The organism is Streptomyces sp. 2A115 (assembly GCF_052245575.1).
Taxonomy (GTDB): domain Bacteria; phylum Actinomycetota; class Actinomycetes; order Streptomycetales; family Streptomycetaceae; genus Streptomyces.
In genome coordinates this window covers 119,838-140,919 of the sequence record NZ_JBQQCG010000014.1, presented here as the reverse complement: position 1 = coordinate 140,919, position 21,082 = coordinate 119,838, and the positions used below count along the sequence as shown (strand labels likewise).

Sequence of the window (21,082 nt, the reverse complement as noted above, 5' to 3'; positions counted from 1 at the left end):
AGGTAGTGTGAGTGATTTTCCGTTAAGAGGTACTTACTGTCTCGTGGGGAAGAGGGTGGGAATCGGCCAAAGGTTCCCTTCGTGTGGGTTGAATTCCGGCGGCCCACAGGCGGCGGAAGGACAGCGCGGCCGCCGCCACCAGCAGCCCGTTGCGGACGAGCATCACCAGGGAGCCCGTCCAGGTGCAGTCCATGACGTCCTCGTACAGGACGGGGTAAGCGAGGGCGCTGGCGGCCGCCGCCAGCACGATCAGCGCGGCCACCGGGCGCTGCGTGGTGTGCCGCGAGGTCAGGCACACGGCGGCCAGGCCGAGCAGCCACACCAGGTACTGGGGGCTGATCACCCGGCTCGTCACGGTGAAGAGGAGTACGGCACTGAGCGCGGCGTCGTACGGAGTCGCCGGCGTCCAGCGCCTGGCACGCAGCCGCCACAGCAGCAGGGCTCCGAAGGCGGCGACGGTGAGCGCGAGCGACAGCGCGGCGATCGCGGAGACGTACGGACCGGTGAACTCCATCGACCCGTACTGGTAGCGCACCCGGCCGGGCCAGCCGGCGTGGCGTGCGAAGGAGAGGGCCGTGCCGCCCAGCGACTCGATCTGTACGCCTCGGCCGCTCTGCTGGCGCAGGAAGTCGAAGGGGTCGCGGAAGAGCGCGGCGAGCGCGAGGAGGAGTGCGCCCGCGGTGACGGCCGCCGAGGTCCACGCCTGCCGGGTCGTACGTCCCCTGGGGGTGCCGATCAGCGCCAGCGCGGGCCACACCTTCACGAGGGCGCCCAGGGCGGCGAACGCGCCGCACGCACGCGTGGAGCGCGACAACGTCAACAGGGAGATGACGGCCAGGGCGGTGACCTGCACGTCGTAGCGGGCGAGCGGGATATGCAGGAGGAGCGGCAGAGCCGCCGTCCAGAGGGCCGCTCCGCGCAGACTGCGGCCCGTTCGGGTGCCCGCGCGCGTGAGGGCGACGATGACCAGCGCGTCGGTGGCGAGGGTGAGGGCCACGAACGCCTGGAAGTACGTCAGCCCCGGCAGCAGCCCCGGGGACAGCAGCACCGGGCCCGCGCCCGGCGGGTACTGCCACAGCCGGTCGCCCGAAGGGAACGAGCCGTGCGTGAGCGCGCCGTACCAGCGGGCGTACAGCTCGTGCACCTCGCGCCCGACACCGCCGATGCCCAGCGGGGCGCGGTCGTCCCGGGAGAGCAGCCAGAGCATCAGGGCGCGGGTGCTCAACCAGACGACGGCGAGGGGGAGGAGGCGGGGCTTCATCCAGGACTTGGTCCGGGGCTTCATCCAGGGCTTCACCCGGGGGATCGTAAGCCGCGTGGTTGTCGATAAAGGGTGACGCGGCGTCAATCGCATAGAAAGGTTTGCTAATACCACAAAATCGGGTGCATGGTGGCCAAACGCCCGCTGCTTGCCGCTCCCGCTCGCGTTGTGGTCGCCGAGCCGTACGCGCTGAGGTCGGCCCGGTGTCCGGGGGGACGCGACCGGGCGGGTCAAACTCCGCGTGCTGGGCGAGGAGTTCGTGCCGGCGTGATGACCGTCGGCGTGGTCACACGCAGGCCGACGGGTCCTCCAGTGCCGAAGCGTCCAGTTCCGCGGCGTCCAGCGCGCCCGTGAGCTTGTCGAGCCGGGCCCGCAGGTCGCGGATCTCGTCCAGGTCGAACCCCGTCGCGGCGGCGATCCGGCGCGGCACGAGAAGCGCCTGCTCGCGCAGGGCGGTGCCGTCGTCCGTGAGCCGGACCACCACGGACCGCTCGTCCTGGGCGCTGCGCTCACGCCGTACGAGACCGGCCGCCTCCAGTCGCTTCAGCAGCGGCGACAGCGTCCCGGAGTCGAGCCGCAGATGCTCGCCCAGCTTCTTCACGGGCAGTTCGCCGTGCTCCCACAGCACGAGCATGACCAGGTACTGGGGGTACGTGAGCCCCAGGTCCTTCAGGACGACCCGGTACACGCCGCCGAACGCGCGCGAGGCGGCGTTCAGGGAGAAGCAGATCTGGTCGTCGAGACGGAGGAAGTCCTCGCCACGTACGGAGTCGGGGGCAGGCGTCGTGGTCATGCTTCCAGGGTACCTCGGGTGCGTCATTCAGTTGTGCACAATTGAATTGTGTGCTCTAATCGTGGTCGTGGGGCGGCCGTACGAAGGCCCGCCGATACGACGTTGACCTGAGGTCGACCCTGAGAGGGATGGTTTTCCATGGACGCGCTCTACACCGCTGTCGCCACCGCCACCCACGGCCGTGACGGCCGCGCCTACAGCTCTGACGGGAAGCTCGACCTGGACCTTGGTATACCGACGGAGATGGGCGGCAACGGACAGGGTACGAACCCGGAGCAGTTGTTCGCCGCCGGTTACTCCGCCTGTTTCGCCAGCGCGCTCGGCGGCGTGGGCCGGCAGGCGAAGGTCGATGTCAGTGACGCCGCGGTGACTGCCGAGGTCACCATCGGCAAGGAGGGGGAGGGCTACGGTCTCGCCGTCACGCTGCGCGTGGAGCTGCCCGAGTCCGTCGACGCCGAGGTCGGTCGCAAGCTGGTCGACCAGGCCCACCAGGTGTGCCCGTACTCCAACGCGACGCGCGGGAACATCCCCGTCGAGATCGTCGTCGAGTAACAGCCGCAGGTCGCCGACCGGCCCTCACGCGCACGCGTGCCACCAGAGCTTCTGGCATGCGTGCGCGTGCCTGTCCGTGCCCCCCCAGAGCGCCGGCCCTCACGCGCCCGCGGACGGACGCTGAAATTCGTCGCCGTCCGCCGCCTGTGGGATTACGTCTATTACGCCTCTCGGTGGATCTCGCCGGTCGAGCCTGTCACGCGGTGAGTTCCCAGCGGAATCGCACTGCCGCGCGTGATAGGCCATTCGACCATGTGGAAAACAGAGAGGTTCCTCCGACCACTGTCGCCGCCACGTGACCGACGTGTACTTGTCTTCTGGTTCTTTGTATTCGCCCTGGTATTCACCGGGGCGCAGTCGGTGCAGATCCATGGACGCGCCGCCATGGACACGCGCCAGTACGTCGCACACAGCTACATGCTGCAAGGGGTCGGCCGAGAGGAGGCCTCTCGGCGGGCGATGGACTATTTCTGTGACAGCGCGCGCATCAGGTCGGCGCAGCAGGCGAGCGCGGATCTGGCGCATTACCGGAACAACGACAGCGGAAAGGCCGCCGATCAGGAGTGCCGGAAGGTGATGGGAGGGCGCATCGCGAACAACGCGGAGCGCACCGATGTCACCGGATATATGGCACTGTTCAGCGATCCGCGCGTCTCTGTGATCTTCGCGACCAGACCCGGATACCCGCTGTACGTGATCCCCTTCACCCACGTGTTCGGCCTGGTCGTCGGCCTGTGGGCGGCGTCGCTCGTGGCGACGGTCCTGGCCAGTGGCTTCGTGGTCCTGATTCTGCGGACCCTGGGGGCCTCCGTTCCCGTCGCCCTGCTGGGGCAGGTGCTCTATTACGCGCTGCCGACGGGAAAGGAAGCCATGCTGCCCCTGTGCGAAGGGCTGCATCTGTGTGTCCTTCTCGCCGCCGTCCTGGGATGTGTCCGCATGCTGCGGGGACGGATTCCTTCGGGAGCCGCACTTTCCCTGTCGGCGTTCGCCGGTGCGGCATGCGTCAAATACGCGCAGACTCTGCTGGCCGTCGCCGGCATCGCGGCCATGACCGCACTCGTCGTTCTTGTGCGCCGGCTGCGGCGGCGGGAGTTCTCACGGCCGGAGTTGGCGGTCCTGGCCGTGACGGCGGGGTTCGCGTCGGCGCTTCAGCTCGTCATCTCCGCATTCGGACTGCCGAGTACGCAGGCCAGTCTCCAGGACCTGCTGACCGTTCATTACACACAGAGCTTGGTCCCTGACCTCTGGTACGAGTTCCTGCGCCTGAACGTCGCGTTCTGGAGGGAGTGGCTGCGCGACGCATTGGTGCAGCCGTTGGTGTTGCTCCTCCTCGCGGGCGGGGCGTGGGGAGCCGTCCGGTACCACCGTGCGTTCGGGTGCCTGATCGTCGGGATCGCCGCCGCGGGCATCGTGAACCAGGCCGGACATCCCGAGACGGCCGTGGGGCCACGGCTGATGGTGATGGCGATGCTGCTTCCCGTGTGCGGCATCCCGCTCCTTGTCGAGAGCCATGTGAGACGGCACGGCGCGAGGGGGCGGGACGACGACGCGGTCCTGCCCTCTCGCCCGGGCCGTCAGCTGCCGGCACCCGAAGCCGCCTCGCGCTGAACTCCCGCCCGGCCGCGTTCAGGTCAGCTGTACTCAGGAAGCCGGGCCGAGCGGTCGGCGGCTCCGGGGATGTGGACCACCGCTCCGTCGTCGCCGGCCGCGGTTCCCGGCGCCTGGCCCAGCAGCACCTGTCGTACGACGCGTTCCGCGGCCCGCCCGTCGTCGTACTCGCAGAAGCGCTCCCGGAACGCCCTTCGCAGGCGCGTCGACTCCGCGTCCCGGCAGGTACCGGAGACGAGCACCTTCGCCAGTTCCTCGTCGGAACGTGTCACGTGTCCCGGTGGCGTCGCGGTGATGTCGAAGTAGGCGCCCCGGGCCGCTCGGTAGGCAGACCAGTCGTCGGCGTGGATCACGATCGGCCGGTCGAGGTTGGCGTAGTCGAACATGAGGGCCGAGTAGTCGGTGACCAGCACGTCGGAGGCGAGCATCAGATCCTCGACGTGCGGTTCGTCCGTCGCGTCGACCAGCAGGCCCCGCTGGTGCAGGTCGGCCAGGCCCAGGCCGCGCGCCGTGCCGGTGGCGAGCGAGGGATGCAGGCGGACGACGAGGGTGTGGTCCGCGCCGAGGTCCTCGGCGAGGCGGGCCAGATCGACGCGGTCGACGTGGCCGCCCCGCCGGTACTCGCGGCGTGTCGGCGCGTACAGCACCACGGTGTGGCCGGCCGGGATGCCGAGCCGGGCGCGGACCGCCTCGCCGTCACCCGGCTCCGCGTTGACCAGGACGTCGTTGCGCGGGCTGCCGGTGCGCAGCGAGGTGAAGCGGCAGGGGTAGGCACGGTCCCAGACCAGCTCGGAGTGGCGGTTGGCGACCAGGCTGTAGTCCCAGCGGTCGGCGCGGCGCAGCATCCGCGGCACGCTGAACCCGTGCCGGGCGCCGGGCTTGTCCAGCAGATCGGCGGCCATGTACTTCAGAGGCGTGCCCTGGTGGGTGTGGACGTGGATACTGCCGGGGCGTTTGACCAGCGCGCCGGACCAGTTGACGTTGTTCACCCAGTACGTGGCCCGCGCCATGACCGCGTAGTAGCGCCGCGAGCCCGGCGTCACGTGGTCGATACCGGGCGGCAGCGAGTCCACCGCGTTCTGCCGGACCACCCAGACGCCGTGGATGTGCGGCGCGAGTTCGAGGGCCTTGGCGTGGATCGCGGCCGGGTCGCCGGACACGCCCTGGTGATGGGTCGCCGAATAGACGGCCAGACGCGGATCGAGTGGGCGCTTCAACTGGGCTGCGTACCAAGCCCGTTGGGCCCTTCGCGACACCGTCCGCGCCGTACGCCGCTTGCTGCCCGCCGCGGACCCGCGCAGGCGGCGCACACCGCACAGCACCGCGTACGACGCGTAGGGCGCCGTCGCCAGCAGTCGCATCTCGGTGCCCCGTCGGCCGTCCGGCGGGATGAAGCCTTCGGGAAGATGGCGGCGGTGGAAGGAGCGGATCTCGCGGTAGAAGTCCGGACGGTCCGCGGGGGTCACGCGGTCCTCGCGGGCCAGCACGAACAGCATGTGGTCCAAGGCCCGTTCGAAGAGCAGCGGGCGTGCCCAGGTGAGGTCGGGGCGTTCTTCGAGGAACGTGAACAGGCCCTCGTACTGCTGGAAGATGTCGAAGTGGCGGCGCCCCGGCGTCCTGGTGATCGCGCCCTGCCGACGCTGTCGGTACTCGACCCCGATCCGGTTCAGGCAGGCGACGCGGTCCGCCAGCACCATCGACCGGTAGGTGACGGGCGCGTCCTCGTACAGGCCCGGGGCGTACCGGAAGCCGTGCTCCAGGAAGAAGGAACGCCGGTACGCCTTGTTCCAGGCGACCAGGAAAAGATTCAGGTACTGCGGGCTCTCGCGCACGCGGAGGGTGTCGGTGCCCGCGGCGGCGAGCAGGTCGGCCGACGTACTGCGTCCGCCCCGGCCCCACCAGTAGGTGCGCACATGGTCGAAGACCAGGATGTCCGGGTCGGCGGTCGCCCTCAGGTGTTCGGCGACGGCGGCCAGCACGCCCGGCGTGTAGTGGTCGTCGCTGTCGAGGAAGAGCACGTAGTCGCCGGTCGCGTGCTCCAGGCCAGCGTTCCGGGCCCGGCCGAGACCGACGTTCTCGGGCAGGTGCAGTACCCGCACGCGCGGGTCGCGCTCCGCGTACTGGTCGAGGATCGCGCCGCAGCCGTCGGGCGAGCGGTCGTCGACGGCGATGACCTCGAAGTCGGTGTACGACTGCCCGAGCACCGAGTCGAGGCACTCGCGCAGGAAGCCCTGCACCTTGAAGACAGGGACGATGACACTGAAGCGGGGCACGGGTCAGCTCCTCACGAGGGCGGGGGCCGGGGCCGGCGTGCGCTCGGCGAGCGGGAGCACGGGCGGGATGGACTCGGGCGGCTCGCCCAGCAGCAACCGGCGTACGACGCGTTCGGCGGCGCGTCCGTCGTCGAACTGGCAGAAGCGCTCCCGGAAGGCGGCACGCAGGGCGGCGGCGCTGTCGTCCGTGTACGAGCCGTCGCGGAACACGGCCGCCAACTCCCCGGGCGTGCGCACCACCCGCCCCGGCGGGGACTCCATCAGGTCGAAGTAGACGCCCCGGAGCTCCCGGTAGACGTCCCAGTCGTCCGCGTACACGACGATCGGCCGGTCCAGGTTGGCGTAGTCGAACATGATCGAGGAATAGTCGGTGATCAGTGCGTCGGCGGCCAGGCACACCTCCTCGGACGAGCGGTGTCGGGTGACGTCGATGATCCGGGCCGCCGAGGAACCGCTGCTCCGCGCCGAGCCCTGGTCGTAGAAGTAGTGGGCGCGCAGCAGAACGACGAAGTCGTCGCCGATCGCCTCGCAGAACGCCTCCAGGTCGAGGCGGGAGTCGAAGCCGGTGGCGTAGTCGCGGTGCGTGGGCGCGTAGAGGAGGGCCGTCCTGCCCTCGGGGACGCCCAGTTCGCCACGGATACGGACGACGTCGGCGGCGCTCGCCGTGTAGTAGACGTCGTTGCGCGGATAGCCGTATTCGAGCGCCTCGTACGAGCTGGGGAACGCCCGTTCCCACATCTCCGTGGAATGACGGTTGGAGGACAGGTTGTAGTCCCAGCGGTCCACCCGGGCCAGCAGCTTGGCGAAACTGCCGGTCGCGGCGGCCACGACCGGGTACGTCGACTGGTCCACGCCCATCTTCTTCAGCGGGGTGCCGTGCTGGGTCTGCAGATGGACGCTTCCTGGGCGTTTGACGACGGCGTCCGCGAAGTTGGCGTTGTTGACGAGGTACTTGGAGCGGGCCAGCACCTCCCAGTACTCGCGGCTGCCGATCACGGCGTGGTCGACGCCCGGCGGCAGCGTGTCCACCGCGTCCGGCCCGACCAGGAACACCGAGCGGATGTGCGGGGCGAGTTCGCGGGTCTTGGCGTGGATCGCGGCCGGGCTGCAGGCGTAGCCGCGACCCCAGTACGCGCAGTACACGGCGAGGTTCTCGTCCAGGGGGCGGCGCAGGTTCAGGGCGTAGCGCACGCGGGTGAGCGGGAGCCGGGGCCGGGGGACGAGCGCGCGGGCCTTTGCCGCGGAACGGTTGGCGCCGCGCAGCGCGCGGAAGGCCACGTACGACCCGGTGGCCAGCAGCCGGTGCTGCACCCCGAGGCTGCCGCCCGGCGCCCGGAACCCGGCGGGCCGGTGGCGCCGGTAGAGCCTGCTCGCCCGGCGGAAGAAGGCGCGGCGGCGGTTCGCGGGCAGCCGTTCGGGCCGGGCGGCCGTTCTCAGTACGGCGGCGAAGAGCTGCTCGAAGAGCGGGCTCGACCGGTCTCGGGGGAGCCCCAGTTCGGCGGCCCGCGTCAGTACCAGTTCGGCTTGGTCGAGGAGTTCGAGGTGGTGCTCACCCGGCAGGTTGAGCGGGCTGCCCTGCCTGCGCACCAGGTGTCGTACGCAGACCGCGCGCAGCACCGCCATGCGGTCGGCCTCGACGGTGACCAGGCCGCCCCAGCCGATATCCGCGAAATGGCTCTGAAGGAAGGCCAGTTGACGCTGGGCGACGAACCCCCGGCGGTAGGCCGCGCTCCACGCCGGGACGGTCACTCCCGTGAGCTGCGGTGCCTCGCCCGGGGCGAAGGCTCCCGCGGGTGTCCGGGGGAGCGGGGGCGTGCTCGTGTCGGCGCCCCACCAATGCGCCCGCTCGTGGCCGAAATAGAGAACGTCGATGCTCTCGGGGGCGCCGGTGTTCTCGGTGTTCTCGGTGTTCTCCGTCTCCCGCAGCCGGGCGTCCAGCGCCGCCAGCGCGCCCGGCACGAGGACGTCGTCGCCGTCGAGGAACAGCAGGTACGCGCCGGTCGCGGCCCGCATCCCGGTGTTGCGCGCCGCGCCCGGACCGGCGGAGGACGGCGAGTGCGCCGGGGCCACTCGGGTGTCCCGCTCGGCGTATCCGGCGGCGACGGCTCCCGCCGGGGAGTCCGGAGTGTCGCAGACGGGGATCAGCTCGAAGTCGGGGAAGGACTGTGCGAGGACCGAGTCGAGTGCGGAGGGGAGTCGCCCCGCGACGCCTTGGACGGGGACGATGATGCTGAAGCGGGGCATGTGGGGCGGTGCTCTTTCTGCTGGTGCGTGGCGCTCCGCGGGTTTGGCGGTGTGCGGGTCGGTGGAGGTGGTTGCGCAGTTCCCCGCGCCCCTGGGGGAGGGGGAGTGGCCGGTGGGTTTGTGCGGGTTGGTGGGGGCTGGGCGCGCAGTTCCCCGCGCCCCTGGGGGGTGAGGTTGTGGGTGGGCTGTCGGCTGGTTTGGGCTGGGCGCGCGGTTCCTCGCGTCCCTAACGGGGCGGGGGCGCGGCTGGCCGTTCAAGCCCAGTCGCGCCCCCGCCTTCGCCCTGTCCGGCCCTCTCTGCCGGGAGAGGTGTCAGCCTGTTTGCCTGCGGCGGACCAGGGCTCGCGTGACGATGGGCGGGAGCAGGTCCTTGGCGATCTTGCGGGTGCGGCTGCGGCGTCGGGCACGGGCCGGAGCGGAGGGTGTGGGCCGGGCGGGGGTGGGGCGCGACGGCGCCGTGGGCTGGGCGGACGCGGTTACGGGTGGTGTGTCGGCGGTTGCGAGCGGCTCGGCTTCGCCCGCGTGCCGGGACACGGGGTGCTTCGGCTCGGTCGCCTTGCCGCCGCTGATGCGGATCACCCCGTGGTCCGCGACCTGCTGCACCTCGTGCCACATGTCGTCACGGCCCGCCAGCCACTCGAGGAGCGCGTCGCGGAGAGGCTCCGGGTCGCCCCAGGTGCCGTAGAACTTGGTGCCCGTCACGCAGATGGGGCGCAGCCCGAGGGTGGCCACCGCCCCCCAGGTGGCGCAGGCGACACCCGGGCAGTGTTCCGCGCGGTAGTCGTCGAGCACGACCACGCCCTCGGGCAGGAGTATGTCGCGCACGGCCACGATGTCCCCGTGCACGTGCTCGTACAGATGCGAGGCGTCGATGTGCGCGAAACGGCAGCTGACGTCCTCGACATGGTCGGAGACCACCGAGGTCGGCGCCTGGATGAGCCGGGGCAAGTCATCGTGGAAGGAAAGGAAGTTGGCCTCGAAGGCCTGCCGGGTCAGCGTCGAGTACGACTTGTTCATCTCCTTGTCGTTGGCGGCGTCCGGCGCCGGCGAGTCGAAGAGGTCGCACACCGTGAAGGCGTCCTCCTCGCGCAGGTACTGGGCCATGAAGATGGCGCTCTTGCCCATGTAGGCGCCCAGTTCGAGGAGATCGCCGGGCTGCTTGCGGTCGAGCTGTGTGGACAGGAACCAGTCGAACAACTGCTGGTCGACTGGACGGAACCAGCCCTTCACCTCGGACAGGGCCTTGGGGCGGGGCAGGTCGGTGGTGCCATTCATGAGTACTCCGGAGGGCGGGGTCTATGGCTTTCCTGTGCGTCTGTGGATCGGATCGGAGTGCTTCAGGGTCTGTCAACGACGGGAACGGGAACACCGGGTGACGGGAGAGTGGTGAGTGGTGCGGCGGCGGATTTGTCCGCGGCCGAGGGCACTGGATGCCGCTCGTCGAGCGGCTTCACCGCCGGCAGCCCGGCCGTCTCTCCGAGCACGACATGGCGTACGACGCGCTCCGCGGCCCGTCCGTCGTCGTATGGGCAGAAGCGCTCCCGGAACGCAGCCCTCAGCTGCGCGGAGCGCGAACCGCGCCAGTGGCCGGTCGCGAAGATGTCGATCAGCTCGTCCTCACTGCGAGCGACCGCGCCCGGCGGGAACGCGCGCAGATCGAAGTACGTGCCGCGCGCCGCCTCGTACGCCTCCCAGTCGTCCGTGTGGATCACGATCGGCCGGTCGAGATTGGCGTAGTCGAACATCAGTGAGGAGTAGTCCGTGAGCAGCGCGTCCGAGGCGAGGCAGAGCGATTCGACGCACGGGTGGTCCGACACGTCGATCAGCCGGCCACTGGTCAGCCGGCCGTCGCTCTGGGCGAGCGGGGCCTTGTACGTGTGGTGCGCGCGGGTCAACAGGACGTAGCGCGGGCCCAGTTGGCGCAGAATTCGCTCCAGGTCCAGCGAGGTCCGCTGGGTGCGGCGGTAGTCCCGGTGCGTGGGCGCGTACAGGACGGCGACCGCGCCCTCGGGGATGCCGAGGCTCTCGCGCAGCCGGGTCACGTCCGTGGACGTCGCCCGCTGGAACACGTCGTTGCGCGGCTGGCCGTACTCGAGCGTCGTGTAGCCGGACGGGAAGACGCGCTCCCAGACGAGCGTGGAATGGCGGTTGCCCGACAGGCAGTAGTCCCACTTGTCGACATCGCGCACCAGCTCGGCGAAGTCCGTGCCGCGTGCCGCCGCCGGGCGGTCCTGGAGGTCCAGGCCCATGTGCTTGAGCGGGGTGCCGTGCTGCGTCTGGACCAGGATCTGCCCCGGGCGCTTGACCAGTCGCCGGTCGAAGCCGACGTTGTTGACGAGGTACTTGGAACGGGCGAGCGCCGTCCAGTACGCGGCGGTGTCCGGCCGCAGTCTGCGGGTCGCGGTCGGGATCGTGTGGTGGAACTCCGGGTCCGCGATCCACGCGGTGCGCACGTCCGGCGCGTACGTCCGGAACGCGGACTCCAGCGCCCCCGGGTTACAGCCGTAGCCGCGTCCCCAGTCGCCGGCGAACACGGCCCGGTCCGCCCGTACGGGAAGCCGGAGCTGGACCCTGTAGTGCAGCCGGAGTGCCGCGGCACGGATGGTGCGCAGGAGTGCTCCGGCGAGTCCCGTACCCCGCCTCTTCGCCCGCGTCGCCGCCCACACCGCCCGGTACGCGCGGTGGCTGCCCAGGCGTACGAGGGCGTGCCTCAGGAGGTTGTGCGACGGGAGCTTGGTGCCCCGCACGCGGTAACGGCGGTAGTGGGCGCGGGCCTTGTGCAGGAAGTCGGCGCGGGAGTCGCGCGGCAGCCGGTCGCGCTTGAGGAACACGGCCGACAGGTGGTCGACCATGCGACGGAACAGCGCCGGGCGCCAGTGGGCCAGTTCGGGGTGCGCGTCGAGATGGGCGAAGACACGGTCGTACTGCTCGAAGATGTCGAAGTGCTTGCTGCTGGTAGTGCCGAGGATGCTCCCCTGACGTCGCTGGCGGTAGTGGACACAGACGCGGTCGAGCGTCGCGATGGTCTCTGAGGCCATCAGAACTGGGTACGTCCAAGGGATGTCCTCGTAGTGGCCGGAGGGGAAACCGAAGCCCTCCCGCTCGATGAACTCCCGGCGGTACGCCTTGTTCCACACGGCCGAGAGGACCTTCAGCAGCCCCGGCCGGTCGCCGAGCCGGAACGGCGCCGGGCCCTCCTCGGTGAGCTGGCCCGCCCGCACGTTGCGCACCGTCTCGCCCGACCAGAACGTGTGCGCGTGGTCGTAGACCAGAACGTCCGGGGCGTCGGTCTCCTTGACGCGGTCGGCGATCGCCTGGAGCGCGTCCGGAGTGAGGCTGTCGTCGCCGTCGAGGAAGATCAGGTAGTCACCGGTCGCATACCCCATACCGGCGTCGCGGGCCCGGCCCGGGCCCACGTTCTCATCCAGGTGGACGGCCCGTACGCGTGGGTCGCGGGCCGCGAACTCGTCGATGATCGCGCCGCAGGCGTCCGGCGAGCAGTCGTCGACGGCGATCAACTCCAGGTCGGTGAAGGACTGTTCCAGTACGGAAGCCATGCACTCGTGCAGATATGCCTGCACCTGGTACGCGGGGACGATGACACTGAACCGGGGCAAGGGACATCCATGGGTCGGCGCGGGCATCTTGCCCGGCAACGGCCGAAGGGGTTACCGGGTTACGCCGAATGCGGCATGTGGGGGACCCTGGACGAACGCGAAGGGGCGGGCCGGTGACGGTCCGCCCCTCAACGCGTGTACACCGGGTGCTACTTCACCGCGCCCGCCATCACACCGGACACGAACTGCCGCTGGAACGCGAAGAACACGGCCAGCGGGATCACCATCGAGATGAAGGCGCCGGGCGCCAGCGTCTCGATGTTGCCGGAGAACTGGCGGGTCTGCTCCGTCAGCGCGACGGTCAGCGGTCGTGAGCCGGAGTCCGAGAAGACCAGCGCCACCAGCATGTCGTTCCACACCCACAGGAACTGGAAGATGCCGAGCGACGCGATCGCGGGTGCGCCGAGCGGAAGGATCACCGTGGTGAAGAGGCGCGTCTCGCCCGCGCCGTCGAGCCGTGCCGCTTCCAGGAGCTCACGCGGAATCTCCGCGAAGAAGTTCCGCAGGAGGAAGATCGCGAACGGCAGGCCGAAGCCCACGTGGAAGAGCACGACGCCGATGACGCTGCCGAAGATCCCGAGGTCGCCGAAGAGGTCGGCCAGCGGGATCAGGGCCACCTGCACCGGCACCACGAGCAGCGCCACCACGACCAGGAACCACCAGTCGCGGCCCTTGAAGTCCATCCAGGCGAAGGCGTACGCGGCCATGGCACCGATGACGACGACCAGCGCCGTCGCCGGAACCGTGATCCACACCGTGTTGAGCAGGGCGTCGGTGATGTCCTCGTTGCCGAGCAGCGTCGAGTAGCTCTCGGTGGTGAGCTGGGACGGCCTGCTGAAGACGTCCCACCAGCCGGAGGCGGAGATGTCGGTCGGGTCGCGGAACGACGAGGCCAGCAGCCCGACCGTCGGCGTCACCCAGAGCAGCGCGACCAGGATCAGGAAGAACCTCATCACGCCGCCTGCCGCGCCGCTCGCCAGCCGGGAGGCCAGCGAGCGCCGGGGCGGCCCTGACGGCTCCACGGCCACCAGGGGTTCTTTCACGGGTACGGAGGGTGCGGTCACCGTTGACGCTCCCTTCGCAGTCGGCGGATGTTGACGATCATCACCGGCAGCACGAGCAGCAGCAGGACGATGCCGATCGCGCTGCCGAGGCCGAGGTCGCCGCCGCCGCCGAAGGACGCGTTGTACAGCTGCAGGGCCAGTACGTTGGCCTCGTCCTGGGTGGGCTGCGGGGCGATGATGAAGATGAGGTCGAAGATCTTCATCACGTTGATCATCAGAGTGATCAGGACGACGATGAGGACCGGAGCGAGCATCGGAACCGTGATCCTGCGGAACACCTGCCACTCGTTGGCCCCGTCGACCCGGGCCGCCTCCAGCAGATTGCGGTCCACCCCGGCGAGACCCGCCGCGATGAGCACCATGGCGAAGCCCGCCCACATCCAGGCGTACGCGCCGATGACCGCCGGTGTGACCAGGCTCGGGCCGAGCCAGTCGACGCCGTTGTACGGCGCCGAGAAGTTCGAGGCGGGAAGCCGGAGTTGGGCACCGTCGGCCTCCGCGGGCAGCGTGAACACACCGTCGCTGCCGCTCTTCGCGGAGGCCACCACCTCGCCGTCCTTGACCGCCTCGACCTTGATGCCCTCCATGGCCTTCTCACCCGGGTCCACGGCCCCCTTCTCACCGCCGCCGCCCAGCTTGAAGTCCAGCCATACCGTGCCCGTCACCTCGTCGCCCGCGGCTGCGGCGGGTTTGGCGTCCCCCGGGTCGCCGGGCAGCTTGTTCGGGGCGATACCGACCAGCGGGAGCAGAGCCGGGGAGCCCGCGCTCACCGTGCCCTCGGTGGTGAAGGCGCCGCCTCCGGACGCCTTCAGATCACCCTCCGTCGAAGGGCGCGCCTTGGGGAAGACCGACGACTCGGCGAAGGTGTCGTGCACCCCCACCACCACGGCGTTGGCCACACCCTGGTCCGGGTCCGCCTCGTACACCAGACGGAAGATGATGCCCGCGGCCAGCATGGAGATCGCCATAGGCATGAAGATGACGAGCTTGAACGCCGTTGACCAGCGCACCCGTTCAGTCAGCACGGCGAAGATCAGACCGAGCCCGGTGACCAGTGCGGGAGCGACCGCCACCCAGATCGCGGTGTTCTTCACCGCGGTGAAGGTGGCGTCGTCCGAGAAGATGTCGCCGTAGTTCTCCAGGCCGACGAAGGACGAACCGCCGGCGTCGTACAGACTTCGCCAGACCGAGTACCCGATCGGGTAGACCACGAGCGCGCCGAGCAGCACGAGCGCGGGCAGCAGGAACAGCCCCGCCACCCACGGTCGCGTACCCATCACGCTCTTGCGTTTTCCGGCGGGGGGCACCGGACCTGCTGGACCCCCCGCCATCGCCACCTGGGACGACATCGGCTGCCGTCAGCCCTCGTAGGCCTTGGCGGCGGAGGCCTCGAGCGCCTGCTGCGCGCCCGCCACGTCCGACGGGTTCTTCAGGAAGTCCTGCAGCCCCTTCCACTCGCCCGTGCCCTGGGTGCCACCGAAGGCGGCCGGGGCCTGGTCGGACATGTCGAAGCGGAAGTCGTCGCCCGCGGCGAGCAGCGCCTCGGCGATGTCCCGGGTCACGTCGTCCTTGTAGGTCTTCAGGTCCATCTCCTTGTTGGGGGAGATGAAGCCGCCCTGCGCCGCCCAGATCTCGGCCGCGTCGGTCGACGCGAGGAAGGTCAGCAGGGCCTGCGAGGCCTTGTCGTCCTTCAGGGCCACGGCCACGTCACCGCCACTGACCACCGGCGACTCGTCGCCGACCGCCGGGAACGGGAAGACCTTGGCGTCCGTGCCGACCTTGGCCTTGGTGTCCGCGTTGATGTTCGCCGTGACGAAGTCGCCCTCGAAGACCATCGCGGCCGGCGTGTCACCGGAGAAGGTGTTCGTCACCGACTTCGGGAACTCGGTGCGCAGTGCGCCGGCCCGCCCGCCCGCGATCAGCTCGTCCTTGCCCCACAGTTCGGCGAGCGTGGTCAGAGCCTCCTTCACGGAGGGGTCCGTCCACTTGATCTCGTGCTGGGCCAGCTGGTCGTACTTCTCCGGGCCCGCCTGCGAGAGATAGACGTTCTCGAACCAGTCGGTGAGAGTCCAGCCGTCCTGCCCGCCGATGGAGACCGCGGGCGAGCCCGCGTCCGACAGGGTCTGTGCGGTCTGGACGAACTCGTCCCAGGTCTTGGGCTCTTCCGTGATGCCCGCCGCCTCGTATGCAGCCGTGTTGTACCAGACCAGCGACTTGTTGGCGGCCTTGGCGTAGACGCCGTACTGCTTGCCCTCGTACGCCCCCAGGTCCTTCCAGCCCTTCGAGAAGTTCTTGTCGAGCTGCGCCTGTGCCTCGGCGCCGAGGGGCTTGACCCAGCCCTTCTCGGCGAACTGGTGCAACACACCGACCTGCGGCAGGAACGCCACGTTCGGCGGCTTGCCGCCCTGGATCTTCGTGCCCAGGAAGGTGGAGGTGTTGTTGCCGGTCGGTACGAAGCTGACCTCCGCGCCCGTCCGCTTCTCGAACTCGTCCAGGACCTTGGTGAAGTTGTCCTGCTCGGGGCCGGTCCAGACGGCCGCGACCTCTAACTTCTGACCATTGAGCTTGGGGAGTTGAACGGAGGCCGCGTTGTCGGTCGCGCCGCCCTCGTCCCCGTCGTCGCCGTTGTCGTCGCCGCCGCACGCCGTGAGCGTGAGCGCCATCGCCCCCGCGACGACGGCAGCCGCGGCCTTGGCTGTCCTGTTCCTCTTCCTCTTGTGCGGCCTGCATGTGCGAAGAGTGCTGCTGCGCATGACTTGCCCCGTTCTTCGTCGAACGTCCAAGCGCTGTCCGTGCGCTCTTGGTGTACGCCCGTGCGCTTGGCATCGGCAAGAGCGCCTGCGCTGTCAAGGGCGTGATCGTAATCGCGTCGTGACGTGCGTCTCCGACAAGTGGGCCAGGCGAGTGCGCGGGTGTGTCGGGCGTGTGTAGGGAGTGCCGTCCCTGGGGGCTGCGCCCCCCGGACTCCGCTTCGGTCTGAACGGCCTCGTCCTCAATCTCCGCCGGCTACCGAACGGTGGCAGGCCTGAGCTGTAGCGCGGCCTGAGCTACAGCAGTGAGGGCACCTCCGTTGCCGAGACCGAGCGGGCCGCCCGCTCCAGGGCGCTGGCGAGCAGGGCCAGGTCCGTCGGCCCGTTGCCCAGTTCGCGGACCGGCCTGCGTGCGGGCGGGTCGCCCATGCGGGCCCACTCCAGGGGGACGACTGTGGGGCGCAGCGTCGCCGTACGGGGGATGCGGCCCGTGACCCGGCCTCCCTGGAAGGGAACCGACCGTCCCGTGGGGCCGGTGAGCCGTCCGCGTCCGGGCGCGGGCTCCTCCGGGCCGGACACGGGCGCTTCCAGGACGACCCGCAGCGTGGCCCGCCGGGCCAGCTCCGTCTCGTCCGTACGCGCTCCGCCTCCGGTCGCCGCCACCAGGTGCACCCCGAGTCGCTCGCCGTCCCGGGCCACGGCTTCCAGCGCCCGTACGACCGAGCCCGCGGCCGGGCGTCCCGGGGAGCCCAGCGCGGGGGAGAGCAGGGCGTCCAGGTCGTCGACGACCACGACGAGGCGGGGAAGCGGGGGGCCCGCCTCCGGTCGAGGCCTGGTTGCGGCGGGGCGCAGCCGCAGGGTGGAGCTGGGGGGTGCGTCGAGGTCCGCGGCGCCGGAGGTGGAACTGGACGCGGCGCCGGACGCGGCGCCCGAGTGCCTGGTCGCGGAACCTCCCACGCCTCCCATGCCGCCCGTGCCGCTTGCCGAGCGCTGTGCGACGACGCGGCCCGACACCTCCTGCCCGGTCTGCCGGGCGTGCCACTCGGCGAAGTCGAGACGGCCGAGCAACTCCGCCCGCCGCTTCAGCTCGGCGGCCAGGGACTGGGCGAACTCCCGCATCCGTACGGGATCGTTGGCGGTCAGATACGTGGTGACGTGGGGCAGGTCCGTGCAGACCTGGAGCCCGTCCCCGCGCGCGGCCGCGCCACCGGTGCCGGTGCCGTCCCGGCCGTCGACGAGCACGATGCCGAGCCGGTCGGGCCGCTCCGCCGCGGCGAGCGACGCGGCGGCGGAACGCAGCAGCTCCGTACGCCCGCTGCCCGGCGGGCCCTCGATCAGCAGATGCGGGCCTTCGTCCGAGAGGTCCACGCAGACGGGCCCTCGCGGCCCGGCCCCGAGTACGGCCGTGGCCCGGCCGCCGAGCGCCTCCGTGTCGTCGGCCGCGTCCGCCCAGCGCGCCATCAGCGACGCCGGGGTCGCCCTCGCCAGGCCCAACTCGTCGAGCAGCCGCGCCGCTTGGGGCAACGGCGCGGACACGCGCGCGTGCCGCTCACCGGCCAGGCCGTCCGCCCGCAACGGCGCCAGCGCCCGCGCGAACCGCTCGGCCCACGCCATGGACACGGCGTCCACGGCGGCCACGGTGCCGTGGCCTACGGGGCCGCCGTCGGCTCCGCCCTGGGTGGTGCCGGTTTGCCCGGCCGCGGCGGAGCCTGCGGAGGCACGCGTGACGGGTCCGCCCGGTGCCACGCGCAGCAGGCGCAGCGCCGTGGCCACGTCACCGCTGAGCAGCGCGACGGCTCCGCACTCCCGGAACGCGGGCGAGGCCGCGCAGGCCGCCTCGTACGTGTCCGTCACCGGCGAGGAGGGCGACGCGGCCGGCGTCTCGGCGAGACAGATGACGTGGATCCCGACCCGGGGCCCCTCGGCGGCGAGGCGCGACACAGCCTCCCGTACGCCGGCGGACCCCGGGTCCCCGTCCACGACGACGACGGTGTGGGGGCCGGTCCACTCGGTCTCCGCCGGTTCCTCCGACCGCGCCCAGGAGGGCCGGTGGGCCCTGCCCCGGCCGCCCGCCTCGCCGACCAGCGTGCCGCTGGGAAGCCCCAGGTGGGTGACCCCGCTGTCACGCCCGGCCGCATACGTCCCGGAGCGGTACCGGCTGTGGTCGCCAGGGTCCGCGGCTCCCTCGCCGTACGCTCCGGAGTCCGGGTTTCCGCCCAGGCGGTCGGGGCCGGAGGGCTTGCCGGTGCGTGCGCCCGAGTCGGAAGCGCCGCGGTAATCGCCGTGGTCGCGGTTGCCGGGATCACGGGGGTCGCCCCCTTCGCCGGCATGCGTTCCGGAACGAAGAGCCGTGCCGTCACCCGACGAGTGCCCTGGGCGGGCGGTACCCGTGGACGACGACCCGGTGCGGTCGCTCGGGTCGGCGCCGGGTCGGGACCGGCCCGACGGGTGGCCGGTGCGGGTGCCGTCGGCGGTCGGGCCGGGGTGGTGGCTCGTGGGTTCGTCGTAGCCGGGTTCGGTGCGGGGGTCGGGTGTGCCCGGGGTGCGTCCGCTTGACGGGTGTCCCGGGTGGCTGCCGCCCACGGTGGGTCCGCGGTCGCGCCTCGCGTCCTCGTCGTAGCCCCACCCGGTGCCGGAGTCGGACGCGGTCCGAGTGCGCCCGCTCGACGGGCTGCCCGGGCGGGAACCGCCGGCGGACGGCCCGGTGCGGTCGCTCGCGCCGGGGCCGAGGCTGTGGCCGCGCTCGCTGCCGGGGCGGGCCTCGCCGGGGCTGTCCCCGCTCGACGGGTGCCCCGGGTGACTGCCATCGGCGGCCTGCCCGGGAATTCGGCCCGAACTGTCGCCGTAGCCGCGCTCGGCACCGGGTCCCCGTTCGGCACCCGGTCCACGCTCGGCCCCGCTGCCGGACTCGACCGCTCGGCGCGCGGCCGACGAGGCGCCGTCGGCGGAGTGGCCCGGGGCCGAGAAGGCCCCGCTGTCGTCCGTCGAGCCGCCGCCGAGGCGAGCCCCGTGCCTGCTCCAGCCCCCGGAGGGACCCGTGGCGCCGGAAAGGCGGCCCGTCTCCGCCAAGTGGTCCTCCAGGCGGCGGACCAGCTCCTCCGTACGAGCCGTGGCCTGCTCGCGGTCGTAGGCGAGGAGGAGACGGCAGTCCTGGCCGTGGGTGGGACGGAGGTGGGGGAGCCAGCCGAGCCAGGCCCACTCGGCCGTGCGCTCCTCCAGTGAGCGTGAGCGGTCCGTGCTGATCAAGGTGATTTCCAGGGCGTCCGGCGAGTGCAGCGCGGCGAGCTGGGCCACCACGGCACGGGCGAGCCCGGAGAGGCGACCGCGCGGCCCGGCCAGGCCCAGCGCGCCCACCTCCCGCAACCCGGAGGTCACCGGCACCGCCGGCAGCAGCCCCGAGCCGTCGGGTGCGCTCCGGTCCGCCGTACCGAGCCGCACGGTGAGCGTCTCCGGGTGCCCCGGCCCGCGCTCCCACAGCCGCGGTCCCGGCCCGAGCGCGGTCAGCAGCAGCGCCGCGGGATCGGGCCACCTCTCCGGCTCGGCCGGGCCTCCGGGGAGAGGCTCGGCGGACGGCGCCCCGTCCTTGTCGTACTCCCCGTACTCGCCGTACTCCTCGTCATCCGTGTCCGGCTCGTCGCCCCGGCCGCCCGCCAGCCGCCGGGCCCACGCGGAGAGTCCGCCGCGCTTGCGCACCCCGCGCGGCACGGTCGTCCCCCGGAGGGGCGTCCCTTTTCGCTTGCCCTCGCCGGAGCCAGAAGCGTCCGCGCGCTCCTCGGCCGCCGTCCCGGCACCCGTGTTCTCGATGCGCGGCGCACCGCCCTGCCCGGGCACCTGCTGTCCCGCCGAACCGTGCCCCTGGGCCCCGTGAGCCCCGCCCTCGGCGGCGCCCCACCCAGCCGTGCCGTAACCGTGGTGCGTCTCGGAGGCGGGCGGCGAGACCTGGGAACGGGACGCGTCCGAGGCGCTCTCGTCGGCCCCGGCATCCCCCTCGCGCGCGTGCGGCACCCTCGCCGCTCCGGTGCTGCCCGGGGCCGCCCCCGGCTGCCCGGCCCCTTCGCGGGGCGTCGTCCGCCCGGAGCCGCCAGGGGCCGACGACTCCTGTCCTGTACTACGGCCGGAAACCGACGCCGACCGATCCCGAAGGGACCCCTCCGACACCGTCACCACCCGCACGTGTCCCTCGCCGTCCGGCGCGGTCTCCCGTACGACAGCCGGTTCCCCGGCCGGAGCCAGCCGCAGCGCCGACTCGCCCACCCGCAGCAGCGCCCCCGGCGCCAACCGCACCGGGCGCTCGTCGACGCGCCTGCCGTCCAGCGTCGTGCCGTTCGTGGAGCCCAGGTCCGCGACGGAGACCCGGCCGTCCTCGGCGACCGTCACGGTGCAGTGGAGGCGGGAGACGTCCGGGTCGTCCAGGGGCACGTCGGCCTCGGCGGAGCGGCCTATGTCGATGCGGCCGCCATGCAGCAGATGGACGCCCCCGGCGTCGGGACCGGCCACCACACGCAGCTGCGCCGCGGCCGGATCGATCTCGGGACCGGGTACAGCAGGGGAGCCCAGGGACAGCACAGCACCGTCTATGAGAGGCGGCTCACCCAGCGTGCAGCGCTGCGCGTCGAGCCGTTCCGCCCCCGCGTACAACACCCCGGCTCCCTCGCCCCCGACCGCCGAGGCGAGGCCGGAGGCCACCGCCGCGAGCGCGGTCCCGGCGGGTGCTGTCACCAGCACGTCGCAGGACGCGGGGCGTCCCTCAGGGGGCGTCCCCAGCGGGTCTACGACGGTCAGCCGGATCTGCATCGCCGTCAGCGGTCCCTTCTGTCGCGGGGCCCGCGACGAGGCTGCGCCGCGGTCCCCCACCGCAGATTCCCCCACCGCACACGGGCACGTCGGCCAGTACTGAAAGCATCCTCGCACCTGCCACTG

General features: G+C 71.5%; 12 protein-coding genes. 2 read left to right on the top strand and 10 right to left on the bottom strand.

Annotated features, from left to right (window positions below; translation table 11 throughout):
- Window positions 1–22: 22 nt before the first annotated feature.
- Entirely contained in the window at window positions 23–1,285 is a 1,263-nt protein-coding gene (locus ACTWQR_RS15245) for a glycosyltransferase 87 family protein (protein ID WP_443227605.1), read from the bottom strand.
- 262 nt (window positions 1,286–1,547) lie between these two features.
- The gene (locus ACTWQR_RS15240) at window positions 1,548–2,054 is read right to left on the bottom strand and encodes a MarR family winged helix-turn-helix transcriptional regulator (protein WP_443227567.1); all 507 of its coding nucleotides are present in this window, start codon (window positions 2,052–2,054) and stop codon (window positions 1,548–1,550) included.
- Between the two features lie 138 nt (window positions 2,055–2,192).
- On the opposite strand from ACTWQR_RS15240, the gene ACTWQR_RS15235 reads away from it, so the two are divergent.
- Window positions 2,193–2,606 carry an organic hydroperoxide resistance protein gene (locus ACTWQR_RS15235; protein WP_443227566.1) on the top strand — a complete coding sequence of 138 codons (414 nt, stop codon included), beginning with the start codon at window positions 2,193–2,195 and terminating at the stop codon, window positions 2,604–2,606.
- A gap of 384 nt (window positions 2,607–2,990) precedes the next feature.
- Entirely contained in the window at window positions 2,991–4,214 is a 1,224-nt protein-coding gene (locus ACTWQR_RS15230; protein WP_443227565.1) for a hypothetical protein, read from the top strand.
- Between the two features lie 23 nt (window positions 4,215–4,237).
- On the opposite strand, the gene ACTWQR_RS15225 is transcribed toward ACTWQR_RS15230, so the two are convergent.
- The 8 genes from ACTWQR_RS15225 to ACTWQR_RS15190 form a co-directional block, all read right to left on the bottom strand.
- Entirely contained in the window at window positions 4,238–6,487 is a 2,250-nt protein-coding gene (locus tag ACTWQR_RS15225; protein WP_443227564.1) for a bifunctional glycosyltransferase/CDP-glycerol:glycerophosphate glycerophosphotransferase, read from the bottom strand.
- A 3-nt stretch (window positions 6,488–6,490) separates the two neighbouring features.
- Window positions 6,491–8,731 carry a bifunctional glycosyltransferase/CDP-glycerol:glycerophosphate glycerophosphotransferase gene (locus tag ACTWQR_RS15220; RefSeq protein ID WP_443227563.1) on the bottom strand — a complete coding sequence of 747 codons (2,241 nt, stop codon included), beginning with the start codon at window positions 8,729–8,731 and terminating at the stop codon, window positions 6,491–6,493.
- A 312-nt stretch (window positions 8,732–9,043) separates the two neighbouring features.
- Entirely contained in the window at window positions 9,044–10,006 is a 963-nt protein-coding gene (locus ACTWQR_RS15215; RefSeq protein WP_443227562.1) for a class I SAM-dependent methyltransferase, read from the bottom strand.
- 62 nt (window positions 10,007–10,068) lie between these two features.
- Window positions 10,069–12,348 carry a bifunctional glycosyltransferase/CDP-glycerol:glycerophosphate glycerophosphotransferase gene (locus ACTWQR_RS15210; RefSeq protein ID WP_443227561.1) on the bottom strand — a complete coding sequence of 760 codons (2,280 nt, stop codon included), beginning with the start codon at window positions 12,346–12,348 and terminating at the stop codon, window positions 10,069–10,071.
- Between the two features lie 149 nt (window positions 12,349–12,497).
- Entirely contained in the window at window positions 12,498–13,301 is an 804-nt protein-coding gene (locus ACTWQR_RS15205) for a carbohydrate ABC transporter permease (RefSeq protein WP_443227604.1), read from the bottom strand.
- A 107-nt stretch (window positions 13,302–13,408) separates the two neighbouring features.
- Window positions 13,409–14,743 (bottom strand): carbohydrate ABC transporter permease, encoded by a 1,335-nt coding sequence (locus ACTWQR_RS15200; protein WP_443227560.1) that lies wholly within the window; start codon window positions 14,741–14,743, stop codon window positions 13,409–13,411.
- A gap of 27 nt (window positions 14,744–14,770) precedes the next feature.
- The gene (locus ACTWQR_RS15195) at window positions 14,771–16,165 is read right to left on the bottom strand and encodes an ABC transporter substrate-binding protein (RefSeq protein ID WP_443227559.1); all 1,395 of its coding nucleotides are present in this window, start codon (window positions 16,163–16,165) and stop codon (window positions 14,771–14,773) included.
- 294 nt (window positions 16,166–16,459) lie between these two features.
- The gene (locus ACTWQR_RS15190; RefSeq protein WP_443227558.1) at window positions 16,460–20,956 is read right to left on the bottom strand and encodes an FHA domain-containing protein; all 4,497 of its coding nucleotides are present in this window, start codon (window positions 20,954–20,956) and stop codon (window positions 16,460–16,462) included.
- Window positions 20,957–21,082 lie beyond the last annotated feature (126 nt).

Bases quoted from the DNA above. Each gene is read 5' to 3' on its own strand.
- ACTWQR_RS15215 (WP_443227562.1), bottom strand. From the start codon at position 10,006: ATGAATGGCACCACCGACCTGCCCCGCCCCAAGGCCCTGTCCGAGGTG.
- ACTWQR_RS15245 (WP_443227605.1), bottom strand. From the start codon at position 1,285: ATGAAGCCCCGGACCAAGTCCTGGATGAAGCCCCGCCTCCTCCCCCTC.
- ACTWQR_RS15235 (WP_443227566.1), top strand. From the start codon at position 2,193: ATGGACGCGCTCTACACCGCTGTCGCCACCGCCACCCACGGCCGTGAC.
- ACTWQR_RS15195 (WP_443227559.1), bottom strand. From the start codon at position 16,165: ATGCGCAGCAGCACTCTTCGCACATGCAGGCCGCACAAGAGGAAGAGG.
- ACTWQR_RS15190 (WP_443227558.1), bottom strand. From the start codon at position 20,956: ATGCAGATCCGGCTGACCGTCGTAGACCCGCTGGGGACGCCCCCTGAG.
- ACTWQR_RS15230 (WP_443227565.1), top strand. From the start codon at position 2,991: ATGGACACGCGCCAGTACGTCGCACACAGCTACATGCTGCAAGGGGTC.
- ACTWQR_RS15205 (WP_443227604.1), bottom strand. From the start codon at position 13,301: ATGAGGTTCTTCCTGATCCTGGTCGCGCTGCTCTGGGTGACGCCGACG.
- ACTWQR_RS15200 (WP_443227560.1), bottom strand. From the start codon at position 14,743: ATGGCGGGGGGTCCAGCAGGTCCGGTGCCCCCCGCCGGAAAACGCAAG.
- ACTWQR_RS15240 (WP_443227567.1), bottom strand. From the start codon at position 2,054: ATGACCACGACGCCTGCCCCCGACTCCGTACGTGGCGAGGACTTCCTC.
- ACTWQR_RS15220 (WP_443227563.1), bottom strand. From the start codon at position 8,731: ATGCCCCGCTTCAGCATCATCGTCCCCGTCCAAGGCGTCGCGGGGCGA.